Origin of the sequence: Leifsonia sp. A12D58 (assembly GCF_047530025.1) — a bacterium.
In the GTDB taxonomy this organism is placed as follows: domain Bacteria; phylum Actinomycetota; class Actinomycetes; order Actinomycetales; family Microbacteriaceae; genus Cryobacterium.
Map to the genome: position 1 here is coordinate 127133 of NZ_JBLJAT010000001.1, position 20851 is coordinate 147983.

At 63.3% G+C, this 20851-nt stretch carries 19 protein-coding genes; 9 read left to right on the plus strand and 10 right to left on the minus strand.

The genetic code is table 11. The features are described from left to right. Positions 1–42 precede the first annotated feature (42 nt). The 5 genes from ACMT3I_RS00640 (at position 43) to ACMT3I_RS00660 (ending at position 5646) form a co-directional block, all read left to right on the plus strand. Complete coding sequence (locus ACMT3I_RS00640; protein WP_414802510.1) at positions 43–987, plus strand: carbohydrate ABC transporter permease; 945 nt, start codon at positions 43–45, stop codon at positions 985–987. After that, complete coding sequence (locus ACMT3I_RS00645; protein WP_414802511.1) at positions 984–1970, plus strand: carbohydrate ABC transporter permease; 987 nt, start codon at positions 984–986, stop codon at positions 1968–1970. Before ACMT3I_RS00640 ends, ACMT3I_RS00645 begins: the two co-directional genes overlap by 4 nt. Positions 1971–1975: 5 nt before the next feature. Then, positions 1976–3502 carry a glycoside hydrolase family 3 protein gene (locus ACMT3I_RS00650; RefSeq protein ID WP_414802512.1) on the plus strand — a complete coding sequence of 509 codons (1527 nt, stop codon included), beginning with the start codon at positions 1976–1978 and terminating at the stop codon, positions 3500–3502. 63 nt (positions 3503–3565) lie between these two features. Then, the gene (nagB, locus tag ACMT3I_RS00655) at positions 3566–4351 is read left to right on the plus strand and encodes a glucosamine-6-phosphate deaminase (protein ID WP_414802513.1); all 786 of its coding nucleotides are present in this window, start codon (positions 3566–3568) and stop codon (positions 4349–4351) included. Positions 4352–4410: 59 nt separating this feature from the next. After that, the gene (locus ACMT3I_RS00660; protein WP_414802514.1) at positions 4411–5646 is read left to right on the plus strand and encodes an MFS transporter; all 1236 of its coding nucleotides are present in this window, start codon (positions 4411–4413) and stop codon (positions 5644–5646) included. Here ACMT3I_RS00660 and ACMT3I_RS00665 read toward each other — a convergent pair. Further along, entirely contained in the window at positions 5639–5995 is a 357-nt protein-coding gene (locus ACMT3I_RS00665) for a YrdB family protein (RefSeq protein WP_414802515.1), read from the minus strand. The genes ACMT3I_RS00660 and ACMT3I_RS00665 overlap by 8 nt on opposite strands. A gap of 18 nt (positions 5996–6013) precedes the next feature. Beyond that, positions 6014–6901: a formyltetrahydrofolate deformylase gene (gene purU, locus ACMT3I_RS00670; protein ID WP_414802516.1), complete on the minus strand. Its 888-nt coding sequence runs from the start codon at positions 6899–6901 to the stop codon at positions 6014–6016. A gap of 169 nt (positions 6902–7070) precedes the next feature. On the opposite strand from purU, the gene ACMT3I_RS00675 reads away from it, so the two are divergent. Next, the gene (locus tag ACMT3I_RS00675) at positions 7071–8330 is read left to right on the plus strand and encodes an MFS transporter (RefSeq protein ID WP_414802517.1); all 1260 of its coding nucleotides are present in this window, start codon (positions 7071–7073) and stop codon (positions 8328–8330) included. Here the strand turns inward: ACMT3I_RS00675 and ACMT3I_RS00680 are convergent. The 7 genes from ACMT3I_RS00680 to ACMT3I_RS00710 all read right to left on the minus strand — a co-directional run bounded on the left by ACMT3I_RS00680 (position 8327) and on the right by ACMT3I_RS00710 (position 14840). Then, complete coding sequence (locus tag ACMT3I_RS00680; RefSeq protein ID WP_414802518.1) at positions 8327–9028, minus strand: alpha/beta fold hydrolase; 702 nt, start codon at positions 9026–9028, stop codon at positions 8327–8329. The genes ACMT3I_RS00675 and ACMT3I_RS00680 overlap by 4 nt on opposite strands. A gap of 180 nt (positions 9029–9208) precedes the next feature. Continuing rightward, on the minus strand, positions 9209–10396 hold the full coding sequence (gene nagA, locus ACMT3I_RS00685) for an N-acetylglucosamine-6-phosphate deacetylase (protein WP_414802519.1): 1188 nt from the start codon (positions 10394–10396) through the stop codon (positions 9209–9211). Then, positions 10393–11181, minus strand: a complete 789-nt coding sequence (locus ACMT3I_RS00690) for a DeoR/GlpR family DNA-binding transcription regulator (protein ID WP_414802520.1) — start codon at positions 11179–11181, stop codon at positions 10393–10395. Before ACMT3I_RS00690 ends, nagA begins: the two co-directional genes overlap by 4 nt. A gap of 2 nt (positions 11182–11183) precedes the next feature. Next, positions 11184–12044, minus strand: coding sequence for a class II fructose-bisphosphate aldolase (locus tag ACMT3I_RS00695; protein ID WP_414802521.1), 861 nt, complete (start codon positions 12042–12044; stop codon positions 11184–11186). Then, a complete protein-coding gene (locus ACMT3I_RS00700; protein WP_414802522.1) occupies positions 12041–12979 on the minus strand; it encodes a 1-phosphofructokinase family hexose kinase in 939 nt (312 codons plus the stop codon). Before ACMT3I_RS00700 ends, ACMT3I_RS00695 begins: the two co-directional genes overlap by 4 nt. Further along, positions 12976–13953, minus strand: coding sequence for an ROK family protein (locus tag ACMT3I_RS00705; protein WP_414802523.1), 978 nt, complete (start codon positions 13951–13953; stop codon positions 12976–12978). The genes ACMT3I_RS00700 and ACMT3I_RS00705 overlap by 4 nt, the downstream gene beginning before the upstream one ends. Continuing rightward, complete coding sequence (locus ACMT3I_RS00710; protein ID WP_414802524.1) at positions 13953–14840, minus strand: SIS domain-containing protein; 888 nt, start codon at positions 14838–14840, stop codon at positions 13953–13955. The genes ACMT3I_RS00705 and ACMT3I_RS00710 overlap by 1 nt, the downstream gene beginning before the upstream one ends. 359 nt (positions 14841–15199) lie before the next feature. Between ACMT3I_RS00710 and ACMT3I_RS00715 the strand changes: the two genes are divergently transcribed. The 3 genes from ACMT3I_RS00715 to ACMT3I_RS00725 are packed head-to-tail and all read left to right on the plus strand — an operon-like array spanning position 15200 to position 18427. Then, entirely contained in the window at positions 15200–16447 is a 1248-nt protein-coding gene (locus tag ACMT3I_RS00715) for an extracellular solute-binding protein (protein WP_414802525.1), read from the plus strand. A gap of 56 nt (positions 16448–16503) precedes the next feature. Then, a complete protein-coding gene (locus tag ACMT3I_RS00720; protein WP_414802526.1) occupies positions 16504–17478 on the plus strand; it encodes a carbohydrate ABC transporter permease in 975 nt (324 codons plus the stop codon). A 1-nt stretch (position 17479) separates the two neighbouring features. Further along, a complete protein-coding gene (locus ACMT3I_RS00725; RefSeq protein ID WP_414802527.1) occupies positions 17480–18427 on the plus strand; it encodes a carbohydrate ABC transporter permease in 948 nt (315 codons plus the stop codon). A gap of 220 nt (positions 18428–18647) precedes the next feature. Here ACMT3I_RS00725 and ACMT3I_RS00730 read toward each other — a convergent pair whose 3' ends face one another. Beyond that, entirely contained in the window at positions 18648–20168 is a 1521-nt protein-coding gene (locus ACMT3I_RS00730; protein WP_414802528.1) for a DUF222 domain-containing protein, read from the minus strand. Between the last annotated feature and the right edge of the window lie 683 nt (positions 20169–20851).

The following is a 20851-nucleotide window of genomic DNA, read 5'->3' on the forward strand; positions in this document are numbered from 1 at the left end:
GCTCCTCCCGTGCAACTCACCACAATTGAAAGGAGGGGAAGCATGACCACGCAGAACCTCGTGTTGGACCGGGCGGATCCGCCCCGCGCCAACAGACCACGCAAGAGGGGGAAACTCGCCCCGTACCTGCTGATCGTTCCCTCCATCGCCATTCTTGTAATCGCGCTCGGCTATCCGCTCATCTGGCAGCTCGTCACTTCGATGCAGAAGTTTGGCCTGGCCCAGCAGTTCGGACAGCCGGCCGAGTTCGTCTGGTTCGAAAACTACATCACCCTGTTCACCGATCCGTACATGTGGACAGTCGTCGCGAGGTCCATCGCGTTCTGCCTCGTCACTGCCGGAGTGACCATGGTCGTCGGCACACTGCTGGCGCTGTTGATGAACGTCGTGAACAAGCCGGTGCAGATCATGGTCCAGATTTCGCTGCTGCTGGCGTGGGCAATGCCCGTCGTTGCAGCGATGACCGTGTGGAACTGGCTGATCGACTGGCGCCGCGGTGTGCTGAACAACGTGCTCGTGAGCATGGGTCTCGACTTCCAGAACCACAACTGGCTCGCAAACCCGCTCTCCTTCTTCTTTATCGCCATGATCATCGTCGTCTGGATGAGCGTGCCGTTCGTTGCATTCTCGATCTACGCCGGCCTCACCCAGGTCTCGACCGAGGTGCTTGAAGCAGCCCAAATGGACGGCGCAACGCCGACCCAGCGGCTGCGCTTCATCATCGTGCCCATCATTCGCCCCGTGCTCGCGATCATCATGCTGCTGCAGGTGATCTGGGACCTGCGTGTATTCACCCAGATCCGTCTGCTGCAGGATGCCGGCTCGATCGCATCAGAGACCAACCTGCTCGGCACATACATCTACCAACTCGGCGTCGGCTCGAGCGACTTCGCCATGGCGAGTGCAGTCTCGATCTTCGTGCTGATCCTCACCGTCGCACTCAGCTGGTTCTACGTGCGCAGCATGCTCAAGGAGGACGAATCATGACCTCGGAACTGACATCGCCCCGCACCGACGGTCCAGGCGGCCTCGGCGGCGCCGGCGCATCCGGCACCTCTGGCGACCCCAGTGGGCCTCCCGTTTCTTCGCCGCACACCGCCGGACGAGCCGGTAAGCCGGCACGAAGCGGCAACCGTCGATTCAAGCCGCGCAAGGTCGTCCTCGGCATTGTCGGTGTCGTCGTTTCCCTGATCTGGGTCTTCCCGGTGTACTGGATGCTCAACTCGTCGCTGCTGCCGAACGTCGTACTGCAGAAGACGACGCCGACCTGGCTGCCGTTCGGCGGCTCTTTCGACAACTTCATTGCCGTCATCGACGGCGGCACCTTCTTGCCAGCACTCGGCATGAGCGTTGTTATCGCCATCATCACCGTGACGTTCTGCCTGCTCTTTGCGTTCTTCGGAGCGTTGGCGATCAGTCGCTTCAGGTTCAAGGGCCGAAAGACATTCGTGCTCGCTGTGCTGCTCATCCAGATGCTGCCTGCCGAAGGTCTCTTCATCGCGCAGTACAAGATGATGGGTAGTCTCAACCTGCTCAACTCGGTCGTCGGCGTCAGCATCATCTATATCGCTGCCGTCGTTCCGTTTACCATCTGGATGCTGCGCGGCTTCGTCGCCGGGATCCCGGCCGACCTCGAAGAGGCCGGCATGATCGACGGGCTCAGCCGCACCCAGGCGTTCATGCGCATCACCTTCCCGTTGCTCGCGCCCGGGCTGGTGGCATCCGGTGTCTATGCGTTCCTGCAGGCCTGGAACGAATTCACCGTTGCGCTTGTGTTGCTGCAGAACAACTCAGACCAGACGCTGCCGCTCTGGCTGCGCGGTTTCATTCAGGCCAGTGCGAGCCGAGCGACCGACTGGGGCCAGGTCATGGCCGCATCGACGCTTGTTGCAGTGCCGGTCATCATCTTCTTCCTGTTCGTTCAGGGACGTATGACCAGTGGTCTGGTCAGTGGGGCGGTCAAGGGTTGAGTCTCGTGGAAACGGTGCTGGATGTCGACGTTGTACGTCGGCAGATCCGGTCCACGCTCATGCCGGGTTTTGTGGGCACCACAGTTCCTGAATGGCTTGCGCAGCGCCTCCGTGACGGACTGGGCGCCGTGTGCATCTTCGGCCCGAATATCGTCTCCCGTGCGCAGCTGCGTGAGCTCACTGCCGCGATCCACGCCGAGAACCCACTCGCCGTCATCGGGATCGACGAAGAGGGTGGCGACGTCACCCGGCTTTATTACGAATCGGGATCACCATACCCTGGCAACGCGATTCTGGGCAGGCTCGACGACGTTGAGCGCACCGAGCGCGTCGGACGACTGGTGGGCTGGGAGCTGCGCCAGGCCGGCTGCACCCTGACGTTCGCGCCGGATGTCGACATCAATTCGAACTCGAACAATCCGGTCATCGGGGTGCGGAGTTTCGGCACAGATCCCGAACGGGTCGCTGCCCACAGCGCGGCCTGGGTACGTGGACTCGAAGGCACGGGGGTGGCCTCAAGCCCGAAGCATTTCCCCGGCCACGGTGACACGTCTCAGGATTCACACCTGGCGTTGCCCGTCGTCGACCTCACGGTCGACGAGCTCAACGCACGGGAGCTTGTGCCGTTCCGTGCGGCGATCGCCGCCGGCGCACAGACGATCATGACCTCGCACATCCTGCTCCCCAGGGTCGACCCGGTGTTCCCTGCAACGCTATCGAAGCGCATCCTTGAGGGTCTGTTGCGCGAGGAACTCGGCTTCGAGGGCGTCATCGTGAGCGATGCGCTCGACATGGTGGGGGCCAGCGGCGTCCTCGGTATTCCTGGGGCTGCTGCTGCCGCACTGGCCGCCGGCTGTGACCTGCTCTGCATCGGCACCGAAAACACCGACGCTCAGATGAGTGAGATCGAAGACGCCGTGCTGGCCGCTATCGTGGCGGGCGATCTCACCGCAGACCGGGTAGCGCAGGCTGCCGGCCGAGTACTCGCGTTGGCTGCGACCACACGTGAGGTGGCTGCGCTCTCGCCGATTACGGCTGAGGTCAACTCGATCGACGAGCCGGAGTTCAACACCGGTCTGGTCATCGACTCATTCGAACTGAACCAGACGGCGCAAGCGTGGCTGGCCGCCGGGCATCCGACATATTCGGTGATCAGGCTTGAGACAGTCGCGAACATCGCAGTCGGCGTGGCGCCGTGGGGGCCGTTCGCTGAGCTGGGCGCGCACCCGGACTCTGCGCTGGCCGCGGCCTGGAGCGGCAAGCCTGTCGTCACGTGCACCGCCGAGAGCGGCCAGGAACTGGTGCTCGCTGCGCTGGCTCCCGTGCTGGTGATCGGCAAGGACAACCATCGACACGCATTCGCCACCGACATCATCGACACGCTGCGGGCCGAGGGCCGTGAGGTGCTCGTCGTCGACATGGGTTGGCCATCCGATGACCGTGAATACGCCGATATCGCCACGTTCGGTGCCTCGCGCCTGTTGGGCCGTGCACTGCTGACGCTCCTGCTTGATGTCGCACCGAATGATTGATTCTGATTGAACTCGATAAGATAAGCGCAGTGAAAATCAGATTCTTTGTGATGGAGTGGTGTCGTGGCTGAAGTTGTCGTTGTAGAAAATGAGTTGGCCGCTGGTGCGCTGATTGCAGCATCGATTCGCGACCTGATCGCCCAGAAGCCGGACGCCGTGCTCGGCCTGGCAACCGGATCGACTCCGTTGTCGGTCTACAGGGCGCTGGCCGCTTCGCTGGTCTCCGATCCGCTCGACGTGTCGCGTGTGCGTGGTTTTGCCCTGGACGAATATGTCGGACTGCCCGCTGGTCACCCCGAGAGCTATCGCGCAGTTATCACGCGTGAGGTCGTTGAGCCGCTCGGCCTGACGGCTGAGAACATCCACGTTCCCAATGGCGACCTGGCCTCGATCGAAACCGCTGGAGACGATTACGAGCGTGCCATCGTTGAAGCCGGGGGAGTTGACGTGCAGATCCTCGGTATCGGCCGTACGGGTCACCTGGGCTTCAACGAGCCCGGTTCGTCTTTTGCCTCGACCACACGCATCAAGACCCTCACCGAGAAGACGCGCGAAGACAATGCACGTTTCTTCGACTCGCCTGACGATGTGCCGATGCACTGCATCACGCAGGGCCTCGGCACCATCCTGCGGGCCAAGCACCTCGTGTTGCTCGCGTTCGGCGATGCCAAGGCGGATGCGATCGCCGCGGCTGTTGAAGGGGCGGTCACGGCCAGCCAGCCCGGTTCGGCGATCCAGTTCCACCCACAGGTGACTGTCGTCGTAGATGAGGCTGCGGCGAGCAAGCTCACAAACCTCGCGTATTACAAGCACGCCTGGGCACACAAGCCTGCCTGGCAGGGCCTCTAGCCCCTGCGCGCTGGGTGGGGCCGGGCTGACCGGCGTCACCTGGCGCTTACGCTTGATGAATGAAGTCTTTGCGGCCCGCCGGCTCTGAAATTCGCCGAGTCGGGTCGAAGCCGCGGTTGCCCCGCGATGTCTATGTTCTGGGCGTCATCTCGTTCTTCGTGATGGTCGGTTTCGGCGTCGTCATCCCCGTGCTGCCCGTCTACGTGCGCAGCTTCAATGTCGGCAACTTCGAGATTGGCGCTGTCGTCTCGGCGTTTGCGCTGATGCGCCTGATTGCGAGTCCGTTCTGCGGCCGCCTGATCGACTTGATGGGCGAACGGCTTGTCCTGGCCGTCGGTATCGGCATCGTTGCCGTGTCGAGTGGCTTGGTCGGAATCGCCGGAAGTTATCCGCAGCTACTGCTCCTGCGAGGAGTCGGCGGCATCGGCTCAGCGATGTTCACTGTCGCGGCGATGACAATGCTGCTCGGTTCCACTTCGCCGGCTCTCCGTGCGAGGGCCATCGGCGTCTATCAGGGCGGATTCCTGCTCGGTGGCATGGCAGGACCCGCCATCGGCGGACTGCTCGCCGCCATCTCGTTGACGGCACCCTTCTTCTTCTACGCCGGCACGCTGGCCGTTGCGGGCATCATCGGACTCATCTTGCTCCGACCAAGAACCATTCGTCACGATGCGAGTGCCGCCGCTGCCGACGTCGTCGCTCCGATCCCGTTCAGGATGGTGCTCACCGACCGCCGATATCGAGCAGCGTGCGTGGCCAACTTCGCGCAGGGCTGGACCTCTTTCGGGGTGCGGAGTGCCCTGATCCCTGTACTCATCGTCGAGGTGCTGAACGGCCCGACCGCGTGGACAGGCCTCGCTTTCGCCGTTGCCGCCGTCGCCCAGACGATCGCGCTGGCTCCTGCCGCCCGGTTCATTGATACGGTGGGGCGCAAGCCCGCCATCATCGGTTCATTCGCCGCAGCTGCCATCATCATTGCTGCGGTGCCGTTCGCTCCGAACATCGTGGTGTTGACCGTGCTGCTGTGCCTCTACGGCGTCGCCGCGGCGTTCATGGGCACGGCTCCCGCTGCAGTGGTGGGGGATGCCGCTGGGTCGCGCAGCGCACGGGCCGTCGCGGTGTTCTCGATGTGCGCCGATATCGGGGCCATCATCGGGCCGCTGGTCGCAGGGCTGCTCGCCGACACCTTCTCATATGGGGCGGCGTTCGGCGTGGGGGCTGTACTGTTCCTGGCCGCAGCGGTGTATGCGCTGCGGATGCCGAGGGATGTCCTTACAGGAAGTCCGGCTAGCTGAGTTCTTTGCGACCTGAGATGACGCCGCTCACCGTGGCAACGAGAGCGAATACGATTGCGACGATCGGCTGCCCGAGGTCCCACCAGGCGAACGCTGCAGCACCGAAGACGAAGATCTCGACGATGGCCTTGCCGAACGGGTCGATCTTGAAGACTGCCTTGGGGGAGCGGAACAATGCCCACACCAGAATCGCGAAGAGTGGTGCGCCGATGCCGATGAGGATTCCCGGCCAGGGCAGCGGCCAGGCGACGAAGCCCCAGATGCCGAGGCTGACAAAGGCGAAGAGTTCGAGGATGAACCGAAGGATGTCGTTGGCGCCGATTTTGACGTGTGCTGGTGTCGATGTCACCAGTCGATTCTACGGGGGCTAGCGGAAGATGATTGTGCGGGCGCCGTCTCGCAGGATGCGGTTCTCGGCGAACCACTTCACTGCCTGCGTCAGAGTACGGCTCTCTTCGTCCTGACCGATGGCCACGAGTTCTCCCGGGCTGCGGGAATGGTCGACGCGCACCACATTCTGCTCGATGATCGGACCCTCATCGAGGTCGCTCGTGACGAAGTGGGCCGTCGCGCCGATCAGCTTGACGCCGCGGGCGTGTGCCTGCCTGTACGGGTTCGCGCCCTTGAAGCCGGGCAGGAACGAGTGGTGGATGTTGATGGCCATGCCTTCGAGGCGTTCGCAGAGTTCAGGGGAGAGGATCTGCATGTACCTGGCGAGTACGACGAGCTCGATGTCGTGCTCATCGACTGCCTCGATGATGCGGGTTTCGAACGCTGCTTTGCTCGCGGCATCCGTTACCGGGTGTGACTCGAACGGCACCCCGTAGAAACCGACGAGGTCGCGCAATGTGCCGTGGTTGCTGAGCACCAGGGGAACTTCGACGGCGAGCTGCCCCGCGCGTTGGCGGAACAATAGGTCGTTGACGCAGTGTCCGGCTGTGGAGGCCAGCACCAGGGTACGAAGCGGGCGTCCGACGACATCGATGATCGAGTGCATGCCGTAGCGCTCAATGACGGGTGCCAGTTCTGCCTCGATCTCGGCACGCTCGGCAGGGGATTCCACCTGGAGCCGAATGAAGAAACGCCCGGTGTCTGCGCTTGAAAACTGCTGGCTCTCCGTGATGTTGCCGCGGGCGTTGACGATGGCACCGCTGACCGCATGCACGATTCCCGGCTGGTCTGCACACACGAGTGAGATCACCCAGTGGTGGTGAGCGCCCGCCGGGGTGGATGCAATGTGCGACGAAGAAGTCATCAAGCCAGATTACCGGCCCCGCGTATTTTCTGGCCGCACGACGTCGTCGGGTACACTGTTTCTTGGTCGACGCAACACGTTGGCCCCGGGCGCGCACGTTGGCGCGCAGTCGATTTTGGGCCTGTCACGACGGGCGTGCAAGATCCGCCGTTCGCGAGCACTGATCTCTATGTCAAAAATCCTTCCTCTGTCCGCGCCTGCCGATGCGAAGCCGTTTCCCTGGCTCGGATTGATCACCCTGGCAGCTGCCGTCTTCCTCTCCGTCACGTCTGAGATGCTGCCTACCGGCCTGCTGCCGGATATGAGCAAGAGCCTGGGCGTCAGCGAATCCCAGGTGGGCCTGCTGGTCACCTGGTTCGCTTTCACCGTCGTTCTGACCACGGCGCCCATGACCCACCTGACCCGTACCCTGCCGCGGCACGGACTTATCGTCACGGTGCTTATCGTCTTCGCCATCAGCAATGTGCTGACGGCAATCGCGCCGAGCTACGAGTTCGTCATCGCCTCCCGGATCATCGGCGGTCTGGCCCACGGTCTGTTCTGGGCCGTAGTCGGCGCATACGCCGGACACCTGGTGCCGAAGGAACAGATCGGTCGAGCGGTGTCGATCACGGTCGCCGGTGGCACCCTGGCCTTCGTCTTCGGTGTGCCGCTGGCCACGGCGGCCGGGCAGCTGCTCGGCTGGCGCCAGTCGTTCGGGCTGCTGGCCGTGCTCATGCTTGTCGGCGCCGTCATCGTGTGGAAGTGCCTCCCGCCCGTCGAGCACTTCGGTGCGAAGCAAAAGCGGGAGCGCGCCGAAGCCGCGACAAAGCCGGCCACAGACACCCCCGCATCCACCGACCGTGGCATCTGGCGCGACCCGAGCATGATGGCCGTCGTGCTGCTCTGCTCGATCACAGGCCTCACCATGATCGGCCACTACACGTTCTACACGTACATCGCGCCGTACCTCATCGACGGCATGGGCGTCGACAGCTCGGCGATCGCTCCGCTCCTGTTTGCGTACGGTATCGCAGGCGCGGTCGGACTTCTGCTCTCCGGAACGGTGTTCGGTCCGCGTCCTCAGGCGGGTCTTGTGATCTTCCTCGCGGTCTGCGCGGTCAGCGTGACGGTGCTTGCCATTCTCACGGCCACCCTGCCCGTCGCCATTGGCGCGTTCGTGCTCTGGGGCATCGCGTTTGGCGGTATCCCCGCGATGCTGCAGACCCGACTGCTGCACACAGCGTCTCCCCGAATCAGGGATGCCGCCAGCGCCTTCTACACCTCGGCCTTCAACGCGGGCATCGGCGGTGGAGCATTGCTCGGTGCTGGCCTGCTCGAAGTGGCCGGACTGTCGGCGCTCCCGTTCGTCTACGTGGGTATCCTTCTCGCGTCGCTCACCCTCGTGGTCGTCAGCGACGTCGTCATGCGCCGGCGCCGTCTGGCCTAGAGGGAAACAGCGTCCGTGTCGTCCAGCCACCGCAGGACGACGTCGGCGAACTCGTTCGGACGCGTCTCGTGGACGTTATGACCAGCCGGTATTGCGACGAGAGTGCAGTTGGGGATGAGCCCAGATACTTCTACGAGTAGTTCCTGCGGGACATGGCTCGTGGGACCGCCACCGATAAGCAGCGTGGGCGACACGATGTCAGGCAAACGCGTCCACCACCTGCGGGTGGGGTCGTTGACTTGTTCAACGATTGCGGGAACGACCGCCCAATCAAACCCCAGCTCGCCCTCAGGACGAGCGGGCGCCGTACGCGTGCGTGGGAACGGCGGCGGGACATCCTCGACTACTAATCGCGCGATCCGATCCGGCTGCGCCTGAGCGATGAGGTAGGCGACGGTGCCTCCCATCGAGTGACCGACGAGCAAAACGTCATGCAGGCCGAGGGCGTCAAAGACCTCGATGACATCGTCGCGCATGAGCTCGAACGAGTAGACACCCGGCCAGTCACTGTCGCCATGCCCGCGCAAGTCCACGTTCACCACTCGAAACAGCGATGCGAACGTGGGCTCGACCGCAGCCCAGCTGGCAGCCTGCTCCCCGAGCGCGTGCAACAAGACCATTGTTGGCCCGCTCTTGGCGCCCGAAAAGTGGCAGGCAATTCTGACTCCGTTGCCAAGTTCAATCGATCGCGCCTCCATGAGCCAACTCTATAAGGGCATCCTGATCAGCGAGTAGCGAACACAGCGTGTACCTAATACAGGATGAATCGAGCGACGGTAACCAAATACAGGACAGATCGCGCTCTCTGCGACAATGTTTCCGGTTTTCGCGACCGCGATCAACGAGTCGGGCCTGGGTTCACCAATCGCTCGACACTGCTAGCGCAAGCGGATGCCGGCGGCGTAAACCTCGTCGATTTCAAGTGCGGCGCTCAGGAGCACGGCGTCCGCGGCGTAGCCGACCGCGAGGCGGCCGAGGTCATGCGCGCGTCCGACCGTGCGGGCCGGTGTTTCGGTGAGCGCGGTGATGGCGTCGGTGATACTGACGCCGACCTCGTTCACCGCGCGGCGCAGCGCCTCGTCGAGCGTCAGCGTCGAACCGGCGATCGAGCCGCCTTCTGTGAGGCGGGCGACGCCATCGGTGACCGTGACGGCCAGGGTTCCGAGCATGTATGCGCCGTCGGTCGAGCCGGTGGCTGCCATGGCGTCGGTGATCAGCGCGATTCGGCCCGGGGCTCCTGCGAACGCCAGTCGAACGACCTCAGGGTGCACGTGGACACCGTCGTTGATGATCTCCAGCGTGACGTTGTCGCTGTGCGTTGCTGCGGACACCGGGCCGGGGGCACGATGGTGGATGCCTCGCATGCCGTTGAAGGCATGTGTCAGGATCGACGCCCCTGAGGCGAAGGCGGCGAGGGCCGTCTCGTAGTCCGTTGAACTGTGGCCGACGGCGACGGCGATGCCGGCATCCGTCAAAGCGGCGATGGCCTCCGGTGCACCGGGGAGCTCGGGGGCCAGCGTGATCTGGCGGATGTGACCGCGCCCTGCCCGGATCAGCCGGGCAATGGAATCGGCGTTTGGGGCACGCAGCAGTGCGGGGTTGTGCGCACCGCGGAACGCATCGTCGAGGAACGGGCCCTCGAGGTGCGCGCCGAGGATCAGCGGGTTCTGCTCTGCTTCTGTGGCGATCGCGTCGAGGCGCGTCTCCAGGTCGTCGACGGTTGCGGTGACGAGGGAAAGCACGATGCGCGTCGTACCGTGCGCGTGGTGCACGGCAAGCGCGGTGCGGATGGCGTCGGCACCGTCGTCGAATGCGCTGCCGCCGGCACCGTGGCAGTGGATATCGACGAACCCGGGGGTGAGCCAGCGTCCGGCGGCATCGGTGACAACTGTGGTAGCAGCGTCTGCTCCCAGGCCGTCAGACCCAGGCGCGGCGACATGCGCACGCCAGCCGTCGCCGGTACCAACGGCTGAGACGACGTCGCCGTCGAAGGCGACCCAGGCATCCGCTGTGATGGACCCGCCTGAAACGAGAGCTGCTGAGTGAATGACAACAGTGGCACTCATGTGGCGACGATCACCTCAACGCCGTTCTCTGCAAAGGCGGCGAGTTGCTCGGCGGTGATGCCGGCATCGGTGATGAGCGTGTTGAAGAGCTTGGACGAACCCATGGTGGCGAAGGCGTTGTGGCCGATCTTGCTCGAGTCGGCCACGACGATCGCACGGGAGGCGCGGTGGGCCATCAGTGAGTTGACCGCTGCCTCACGCTCATCGTGCACAGTCGGACCCACGATGGGGTCGATGCCGTTGACGCCGATGAATGCGATGTCCATCGTGATCCTATCCAGCACGATGTCACTGTACGGACCGACGAGTTCGTATGAGCGGGGGTGCAGGACGCCACCGGTGACAACAGTCTTGATCTGCGGGCGCATCGCAAGCTGGGCGGCGATGTTGATGGCGTTTGTGACAACAGTCAGGCTGGAGTGCGGTGAAGCCTCCATGATGTCGGCGCGGGCACCGAGCACGGTGGCGATTGCGGTGCTTGTAGTACCACCGCAGAGCCCGATGACGGCGCCACGAGGAACGAGCGCACTCGCAGCATGGGCAATTCGCAACTTCTCGGGAGCGTGCTGCTCTTTCTTGTAACGGATGGGCAGGTCATATGCCACCGATTGTCCGATGGCCCCACCGCGGGTGCGGGTCAGCAGCTGTTGGCTGGCCAGGGTGTCGAGATCACGGCGGGCCGTGGCCGCTGAGACATCCAGCTTGGTGATGATGTCGTCGACGTCGAGCTGGCCGGTTTCGGCCAGCAAGTCGAGCACGGCATTCAAGCGCTCGGCGCGATTCATGGCTAGTCCCTTGTCCCTGTTGTCCCTGGTAGTAGTGCGAACAACTCTAGAAGTCTGGCAGCCTCACCGGTGATTGCTTTGCGCCCCGCCGCCACGTATTTACGCGAGTCGACGACGCTGGGGTTCGCCGTCAGGTACTCCCGGATGGCCGCGGTAAAGAATCCGTTCAGGTGGGTCGATACGTTGATCTTCGTCATGCCGGCCGAAATGGCTGCAACGATCTGCTCGTCCGATGCTCCGGAGGATCCGTGCAGTACCAGTGGCACGTCGAGTGCGGCGTGGAGGATGGCGATCAGGTCGGTATCAAGAGACGCCGAACGGCTGGTCATGGCGTGGGACGAGCCGACGGCGACGGCCAATGCGTCGACACCGGTTGCTGCCACAAATGCCACAGCTTCTTCCGGGTCGGTGCGCACGCCGGGCGCGTGCGCGCCGTCCTTGCCGCCGACTTTGCCGAGCTCTGCCTCGACATAGACGTTGGCCCGGTGGGCATACTCGGTCACCCGACGAGTGGCAGCCACATTCTCGTCATACGAGAGGTGCGCGCCGTCGTACATGACGGAACCGAAACCGAGGTCGATTGCGCGGAGCGCGAGCTGTTCGTCTTCTGCGTGGTCAAGGTGCAGTGCGACAGGTACCGATGCTGCTTGTGCGAGGGCGAGACTGGCCAGTGCGACAGGCTCAAGTCCGCCGTGGAAGTTCGAGCAGTTCTCGGAGATCTGCAGGATCACCGGCAGGCCGGCCAGTTCGGCTGCGGCCACCAGCGCCTCGGCCGTTTCGAGGTGGATGACGTTGAAGGCACCGATCCCCGTTCCACCCGCTGCTGCTGCATCCATCAGTTCGCGGGTAGGGGCGAGGGTCATTCTGTGATCCTGTCTGTCGTGTCGATTGTCAGTTCGTCGGCGAGTTGGGCATGTAGCGGGGAGATCTCGCCGGCCAGGGGCATCAGCACAGCGGCTGCTGACCAGGCAGTGGCCAGGCGCAAGATCTGTTCAGGGTCGGTGATTCCGTCTGCGAGGCAGGCGGCGATGGCAGCGACTGCAGCATCGCCCGCACCTGTCGGGTTGCCGTCGAGCACGCGGCCGAGTCGTGCCCGCAGCGGATGCTTCGGATCTTCACGCGACACGGCGATCATGCCGTCTTCGCCGAGGGAGACCAGGACGAGCGATGCCCCGCGCTGCAACAGGCTGCGCGCAGCCCGCACGGGATCCGCGTCACCCGTCGCCTCGACAAGCTCATGTCGATTGGGCTTCAAGACAGTGGCTCCGGCCTCGGCGGCGGCCAGCAGGGCCGGACCAGAGGTGTCGATGACCGAAGCGATCTCGAGCGACGTGGCCGCCCTGACCAGTTCGGGATAGAAATCGGGATCTGCGCCGAGCGGCAGACTGCCGGATCCGACCAGACAGCGTGCTTGTTCGAGTGCCGCCTGGGTTGCGTTGGTGAGACGTTGCCACTCTGCCGGGCTGTGATCTTCGCCGAACTCGTTAAATATGCTCGTTTGGGCATGTTTCTCGTCGACGAGGGCGATCGTGCGCCGGGTGGCGGCCTGCACCGCGACGATGCGGTGGGGAACACCGCTGGCAGCAAGTTCCCTGGCAAACTCCTTGCCGGTGAGTCCGCCAGCGACGCTGATAGCCAGCGCCTGGTGGCCCTGCTGGTGGAGCACCCGCGCGACGTTCAGGCTTTTGCCTCCTGCACGCGCCTCGGCGGTCGGCACCCGATGGGTCTCACCCAGTTCTATGGCGGGAACCAGGTAGGTGAGGTCGAGTGCGGGATTAGGGGTGACGGTAACGATCACGATGAGGCTCCTGCGATTCGTTCTGCGAGTTCTCTGGCAAGCAGCGCAGCGCCGATCAGACCGGCATTCTCGCCGATCCTGGCCGGAATGAGTTCTGGGCGGCGGTGGAAGCTGAGCTGGGCATCAACTCGCGCGCGGAGTGGAACGAAAAGTGCGTCGCCTGCCTGCGCGAGTCCGCCGCCGATGACGATTGCTTGTGGGGCGATAACGGCGGCGAGCTGGGCAATGCTGAGCGCAAGAGCGTCGAGCGCTTCATTCCAGACAGCTTCGGCGACGGGGTCGCCCGCTGCTGCTCGCTGCAGTACATCCTTCGCGCCATCTGGAGTGACACCGCTTCGCTCGGCGTAGATGCGGGCGATGGCGCCGGCGGATGCGATCGCCTCGAGGCAGCCGGTGGCGCCACAGGGGCAGAGCGGGCCGTCAGGGTCGACAATTGAGTGTCCTATCTCGCCGGCGTAGCCGTCAGCCAGATGGGCGCGCCCACCGAGAAACAGCGCACTCGCAATGCCGGTACCGATCACCAGCACCACCACATCCCGAAACGGTTCTGCAGCGCCGAGCAAGAACTCGGCCTTGCCCGCACCGCGCACGTCGTGGGAGAACGTCACAGGAAGACCGAGTCGGTCTTCGGCCAGCTGCTTGAAATGAACGTTGGTCCAGTTGAGGTTGGCGGCGTGGATACCGATTCCCTGCTCGTCATCAACCAGGCCTGGTACCAGGAAACCGGCGGCCGCTGGCGTCACGTCCGGGAAGTCGCGGGCGAATCCCTCTGTGAGCTCGTGAAGTCGGTCGACCACTGCGGTCGCCGTCTCCGACCCCTTGTGCGGGGTCGGAGTACGGCTGAGACCGAGCATGGTTCCTGATGCGTCGAAGAGCGCCGCCTTGGTGTCAGTACCGCCCACGTCGAACGCGACAACTGCGCCGCCCATGCCGATTGTGGGAGTCTGATCGATGCTCGTCGCGCTGGTATTCACTAGTCGAGGATGACAGAACGCGTGAGGTTGCGGGGAAGGTCGGGGTTCAGGCCCTTGGCGCGAGCACGCAGGAGTGCGAGTTTCTGCGCCCGAACGAGCTCAGCGAGCGGGTCGAGATCGCTGGAAACGAAGCGGGCTCCAGTGGCGTTCACGTCGGCTTCAATCCCGGTGGGAGCTGCACCGAACATCCAGGTGACGCGGCCGGGGGCTGCGATACTGATCGGTCCGTGGCGGTACTCCATCGCGGGATACGACTCGGTCCAGGACTGCGAGGCCTCACGCATCTTGAGTGCTGCTTCGTGGGCGAGTCCGACGCTCCAGCCGCGGCCGAGGAAGGTGTACTGCTCGGCATTGATCAGGTCATCGTCGAGGTCATCTGCGACCGCGATCTCGGCATCCGCTACTGCCTTGGTGAGGTCTTCACCGAGGGAGGCCCGCAGGAATGCGAGTGCTGTGGTGGCGAAGCGGGTCTGCACGACCGACTGCTCGTCGGCGAACGGAAGCGCAATCAAAGTGTCGACCTCGTTGACGAACGGCGAGGTCGTGTCGCCCACGATCCCGATGATGTTGGTCTTGCCGCGCTGGGCTCCGACGAGCTCGAGTACTTCGCTCGTTGTGCCCGAGCGGGTGAGCGCGATGATGTCGTCATAGTCGCGGTTGACGAAGGCCTCCGATGCGGCGAAAGCGTCAGTGACGCCGTGTCCACCGCTCTCGCGGAGCGCCGCATAGGCCTGAGCCATGAACCACGACGTTCCACAGCCGACGATGGCGACCTTGCGACCGGATGCCGGCAGCAGTGCCTGCTCATCGCGAAGAGCGATGGCGCGCGCCCAGGTCTCTGGCTGTGACGCCAATTCGGTTGCCATGTGCTCTGCGGTAATCGTCATGGAAATGCTCCTTGGCCGGGCGTGGATCGGTCGACTCCGGGAATTCCAGTCGGAAACCCATATCGACCAAATCGTGAAGGTTAGTGATTACTTATGATCGTAACCCCTCACTAGCGATCACTAAGTCATTCTTTTCCGAAATATTAAGGACGGGTAACAAATTACTACTGCCCTATTGACGGTGAATTCGAATCACGACATGCTGTGGCGATAGCTGAACGGTCTTGATTGTTTAGCTATCTAAACAGTCATCAATCATCACGTATCCGCAGCGTCGGGTCAGGGTGAGCGCGGACTGCACGCACCGTCGCGTGAGGCGATTTCGTGACGGGGTCCATCCAAGAGTGAGGAAGCATCACATGAAGAAGTCCCTGCGCATCGGAGGCATCGTTGCAACTGCAACGCTGGCCACCCTGTCGCTCGCATCGTGCGGATTCGGCGGCGGCACAGCAAGCGGCTCAGATTCGGCTACGTCGATCGATCTGCTCGTCCCTAGTTATTCAGACAACACCCAGGGCCTCTGGGAAGGCGTCATCGATGACTTCGAAGCCGAGAATAGCGACATCACCGTCAACCTCGAAGTTCAGTCGTGGGACAACCTCAACGATGTCATCACCACCAAGGTGGCTGCTGGCAAGGCACCCGACATCATGAACGGTGGCCCGTTCGCTGGCTTTGCGGCCGACGACCTGCTCTACCCGATCAAGGACGTGGTATCGGCTGACACCCTCGCTGACTTCCAGGACTCGTTCGTGACGGCATCCTCGGTCGATGGCGTGCAGTACGGCGCTCCGCTGATCGCATCCGCTCGCGCGCTCTTCGTCAATGAGGATCTGCTCAAGCAGGCCGGTGTTGCAGCAGTGCCCACGACCTGGGATGAACTGCTTGACGCGGCGACCAAGGTTGCGGCCATCGGTGGCGGCGTCGCCGGTTATGGCATGCCCCTTGGTTCTGAAGAGGCACAAGCCGAAAGCGCAATCTGGTTCTACGGTGCAGGCGGCGGCTTCGGCGATGCCAGCGAGATCACAATCGACACCCCCGAGAACCTCAAGGGTGCCCAGTTCATCCAGACGATGGTTGACGCCGGTGCAACGCAGCCGGATGCCGGTGCAACTGACCGCAGCCCGCTGATGGACGTGTTCGTCCAGGGCAAGATCGGCATGATCATCGGCCTGCCGCCGACAGTCGGCCAGATCGCTGACGCCAACCCAGAACTGAACTACTCGATCAACCCGATTCCGACCGTCGACGGCTCAGGATTCACGCTCGGCGTTGCTGACCACCTGATGGCGTTCAAGAATGACGACAAGAAGCAGGAAGCCATCACCAAGTTCCTCGACTTCTTCTACACGCCTGATCAGTATGTGAACTGGGTCACCACCGAGAAGTTCCTGCCGACCACCAAGTCCGGCGCGGAACAGCTCAGTGGCGAAGCAGACCTCGCGCCGTTCCTCGCGGCATTGCCTGACGCACAGTTCTACCCGAGCACCAACCCCAACTGGTCTGCAACGGATGCTGCGTTCAAGAGCCTCGTCGGCCAGCTCGCTCAGGGTAAGGACGCTCAGGCAGTCCTCACCGAGATCCAGGCGAAGTCAGACGCAGGCTAACCAGCACGCGTCGCTACCTGATCACAGAACACAACGAATACCGGTGATTGACGGACATGACTGAAACTATCCAGAAAACACCGACCCAGTCGGGGGTGGCCGCAGGCCGCCCCCGACGCGGGGCTGACGGCGCACGCGCCAAGGCTCGGGCCGGAACACGATTCACAGATCTGCTGGGTGCATTGCCCTGGATCGGTCCAGCACTCATTCTGATCTTCGGAATCGTTTTGTTCCCCGCCGGGGTGATGTTCTACAACTCGACTCGTGACATCAGTATGAGTGGTGTCGATAAGGGCTCTGTCGGATTCGCCAATTATCAGACGCTGCTCGACTTTGAGCCGCTCGGCGGAATCATGATCCGTACCGTCATCTGGGTCGTCGCGGTCGTCAGCATCACGGTGATCCTCTCGCTGGGGCTCGCCCAGCTGCTGAACAAGGCGTTCCCGGGCCGACAGCTCGTTCGACTCGCCGTGATCATCCCGTGGGCAGCGAGCGTCGTGATGACAACGCTCGTGATCTACTACGGCCTCGAGGGCTACATCGGCATCATCAATAAGTTCCTTGTCGACATCAACCTGATCGACGAACCGTATGGATGGACCAAGAATGCCGTCAGCGCATTCAGCTGGTCGATCGGTATCGCAATCTTCGTGTCGTTGCCGTTCACCACATATACGATCCTCGCTGGTCTCCAGACAGTGCCAGGGGACGTGCTTGAGGCAGCGAAGATGGATGGCGCCGGCCCGGTACGCACGTACTTCGGCATCGTGTTGCCGCAGCTGCGTGGCGCTCTGTCAGTGGCGATCCTGATCAACATCATCAACGTGTTCAACTCGTTACCGATCCTGAAGACCATGACCGGGTCGATACCGGGATACGACGCGGACACCGTGATGACCATGATCTTCAAATACATCCAGAACGAGCACAAGATCGACGTTGCCAGTGCGCTCAGCGTTGTCGCGTTCCTGATCGTCATCGTGATCGTTGCGATCTACGTGAAGCTCGTCAAGCCCATGAAGGAGGTCTGAGATGACCGCTCTCACCTCATCGACCCAGCCGACCTCCACCGATCCGGCGACATCCGCTCGTCCGGCGACGCCCTCGGACCAGCGCCCCAAGCGTCGCCGCAAGCGCTACACCGAAGATCAGGTGACGCTCGGCCGGGTTGTGCTTCGGATGGCGGCCGGCTTCGTCGTGCTCATCATCTTCGTGATCCCGTATCTGATCATGTTCTTCGGCTCGGTGAAGACCAAGAGCGAGATTCGTTCGGTGGATCCAACGTATTTCCCCACCGAGTGGCACTGGGAGAACTACATCAACATGTGGTCGACACCAGAGACGCCTCTGGTGCAGAACCTGATCTCGACGATTGTCATCGCGGTTTTCGCCACGCTCCTCGTGTTGTTGGTGGCGCTGCCCGCGGCGTACTACACGGCGCGGTTCAGATTCCCTGGCCGGATGGTCTTCCTCTTCCTGGTCATCGTCACTCAGATGCTGCAGCCCGCAGTGCTGACTTCCGGACTCTTCCGTCAGCTCAGCTTCTTCGGAATCTCTGACACCTGGCTCGCGATGATCCTGGTGAACGCTGCGTTCAACCTGTCTTTTGCGACCTGGATCATGCACAGCTTCTTTGCCAGTGTGCCGAAGGAAGTTGACGAGGCGGCCCAGATCGATGGGGCAGGGCGTCTGACGGTGCTGTTCAAGATCAACCTGCCGTTGGTCTGGCCTGGCATCGTCACGGCGATCGTCTTTACGTTCGTGGCGTGCTGGAACGAGTTCGCGGCCAGCCTCGTGATCCTCTCCACCGCAGGAAACCAGCCGTTGTCCGTGGCTCTGACCAAGTTCGTCGGACAATACGAGACAAGCTGGCACTTCGTCTTCGGTGTCTCGATCGTGGCGATCATCCCTGTAGTTGTGCTGTTCATGCTGATCGAGAAGCGCCTCGTCGGGGGATTGACCGCCGGCAGTGTGAAGTAGCCGGTAGCCGGTAGCCGGTAGCCGGTAGCCGGTAGCCGGTAGCCGGTAGCCGGTAGCCGGTAGCCGGTAGCCGGTAGCCGCAGTCTGACGGTGTGAAGTGTCAGCCGGCAATCGTCACGGATCGGTGTGACGTAGTCGGCATGTAGCGAAGGGGTGACAGCAATGGCTGTCGCCCCTTCGTCGTCGAGTCAACGGGTCAGTGCGTGCGTTCGCCCGGTAGCTAGATCGAGGGAATGGTGCTCGTGCTCGTGCTCGTGCTCGTGCTGGCACTGGCGCGGTGTTGTCCGCCTGGCCGCCACGTTCGAGTCGGGTCGAGCCAGGGCGGTGCCTTCACCTGAGGTGACCCGTTCACCATCCGAAGTTTCCAACCGGATGTCTCAATGCTGTGGTGGTGATACCAACACAGGAGCACTCCGTTGCTGATGTCTGTTTTCTGACTGATCACCCACGGGATCACGTGGTGGCCTTCGGTCCAGGCGGGTGGGGTGGTGCAGCCGGGGATGGCGCATCCTCCGTCGCGGGCGGCCATCGCCCGGCGTTGCCTCCGGTTGAAGAACCGTTCCTCGTGGCCAAGCTCCAGGACCTCGTTGTTCTCGCCAAGGACGATCTCCTGAAAACCACCGGCGCAGATCATCTGCTTCACCGTGCGCATCGAGACCGGCGCTTCGACGCCGTCGATCCAACCGACACCGTGGTCGTCGGCGAGATCGCGGGCATTCACGTGCACCATGACCGTTGGGGCTGACCCGCCCATCGTCGGTGTCTGTGGGTCGCGGGCTGCGTGATCGAAAACGGCGCGGAGGATGTCGGCGCGCTTCTCGCCGGTAGTCCGGTCGTCGAACGCGATCGGGTCGTCCGGGAGGTCACCGGCATCGATGCGGGCTTGACGCTCGGCCTCCGCGGCTTGCTCAGCAGCCGACGGGAACGCCGGGCCGCTGGTCAGCGGGGCGGTGAAGCCTGCGGAGTCGGAGTCTGTGCCGGAGTCGGAGTCGGAGTCGGAGTCGGAGTCGGAGTCAGGGCCGGAGCCCCGGTCAGCGCCGGTGCCTTTAGGGGCGATTGCTGCTCGTGCGGCAGCGCCGTCAGGGTCAGCTAGATGGGCATCCGGGAGGAGGCCACCGTTACCCGGAGTCTCCGTGTGCGCGGAGAGGTACGTGTCGGTAATGCCGTCCATGATGCCGCGCAGCTCCGGCGTCACCCCGCCCCGAAGCGGGTAAAGGCCGTTGCGGAATGGGCCGAAGCCGATGTTGCTGCGTGCCTCAAAAATATCCTCGTTCGGCGCCACCCCGTCGGGGTCGAGACGGGCTGCCCACACGGTCACCTGCCCGCGAATCGAGTCCGCATCAAACGCGAACCCAGCGTTCGGCATCCCCTCGGTCAATGCCGACTCGTGGCCCGTCGCGGCGGCGACCAATGCGGACTCGGCGGCGGCGAGCAGGTCGGGATCTACCCGGGAACGCAGCTCACCGAGGCCGGTCACGATCACCTCAGCGGAGTCCAAACCCAGCTCGCCACCAGCCAGGGCGGCAGCGACCGCGGGGAACAGGGGCGGCAGGATCTGGGTGAGTTCGTGGCGGGGCAGCACATGCTTGCCGAGCTTCAACCGGTGCGCCACCTCGCGCCCGGACACACGGGTCACCACGGTGATGAGTTCGCTGCCGTTGTGACAGCCACGCTGGCGCGCCAGGGAATCCTTACCCAGCCACTTCGCGGAGCGACGCTCCACCGTGGTCGCTGTCGACACACGGGCCGTATCGGCCAGACGGCCGAGGGCTTCAACCGAACCCAGCGCCCTGATCGAGTCGTCATCGCCGAGACGGTCGAAATCGATGCGCGCCAGGGCCGCGGAACAGAGCTGGCGGGCCTGATCGAGTGCGTCGAGGGGAGAGAGCTCGGCCGCGCCAGGGCTGCGACTCCGCCCGCTGCGGGATCTGGGGCGATGAGAGTCATGAGCTCACCACGACTTTTCCGGCCGCCACAGTGGGAGCCGGAGACGAGGAAGCGGTGGAGAAGTTCATATCACAATCATCCCAGTTTCGAAAGTATCTTCGAGTTGAGGTGGTGAATTGTGGATACCTTTCCGGCCTGACAGCCTGTGGAGGACTCGCTGTGGGAGGACACCTCGCGGCGGACCCCTCGCCGGAGGACACCTCGCCGGAGGACACCTCGCGGCGGACCCGCTATGGCGGCAGCCCCGCGGGGGCCCCCAATGGAGATGCCGCACGGGGAGAGCAAGAGCAAGAGCAAGAGCAAGAGCAAGAGCAAGAGCAAGAGCCGGCGACCGCGTCACGAAACAAGCGGGTATCGCGAAACTAACCCACCAGCCCACCAGCCCACCAGCCCACCAGCCCACCAGCCCACCTGCACCCCAGCCCACCAGCAGCCCAACCGACAAAGCGCCCTAGATCAACCGCCGCAACCGGCGTA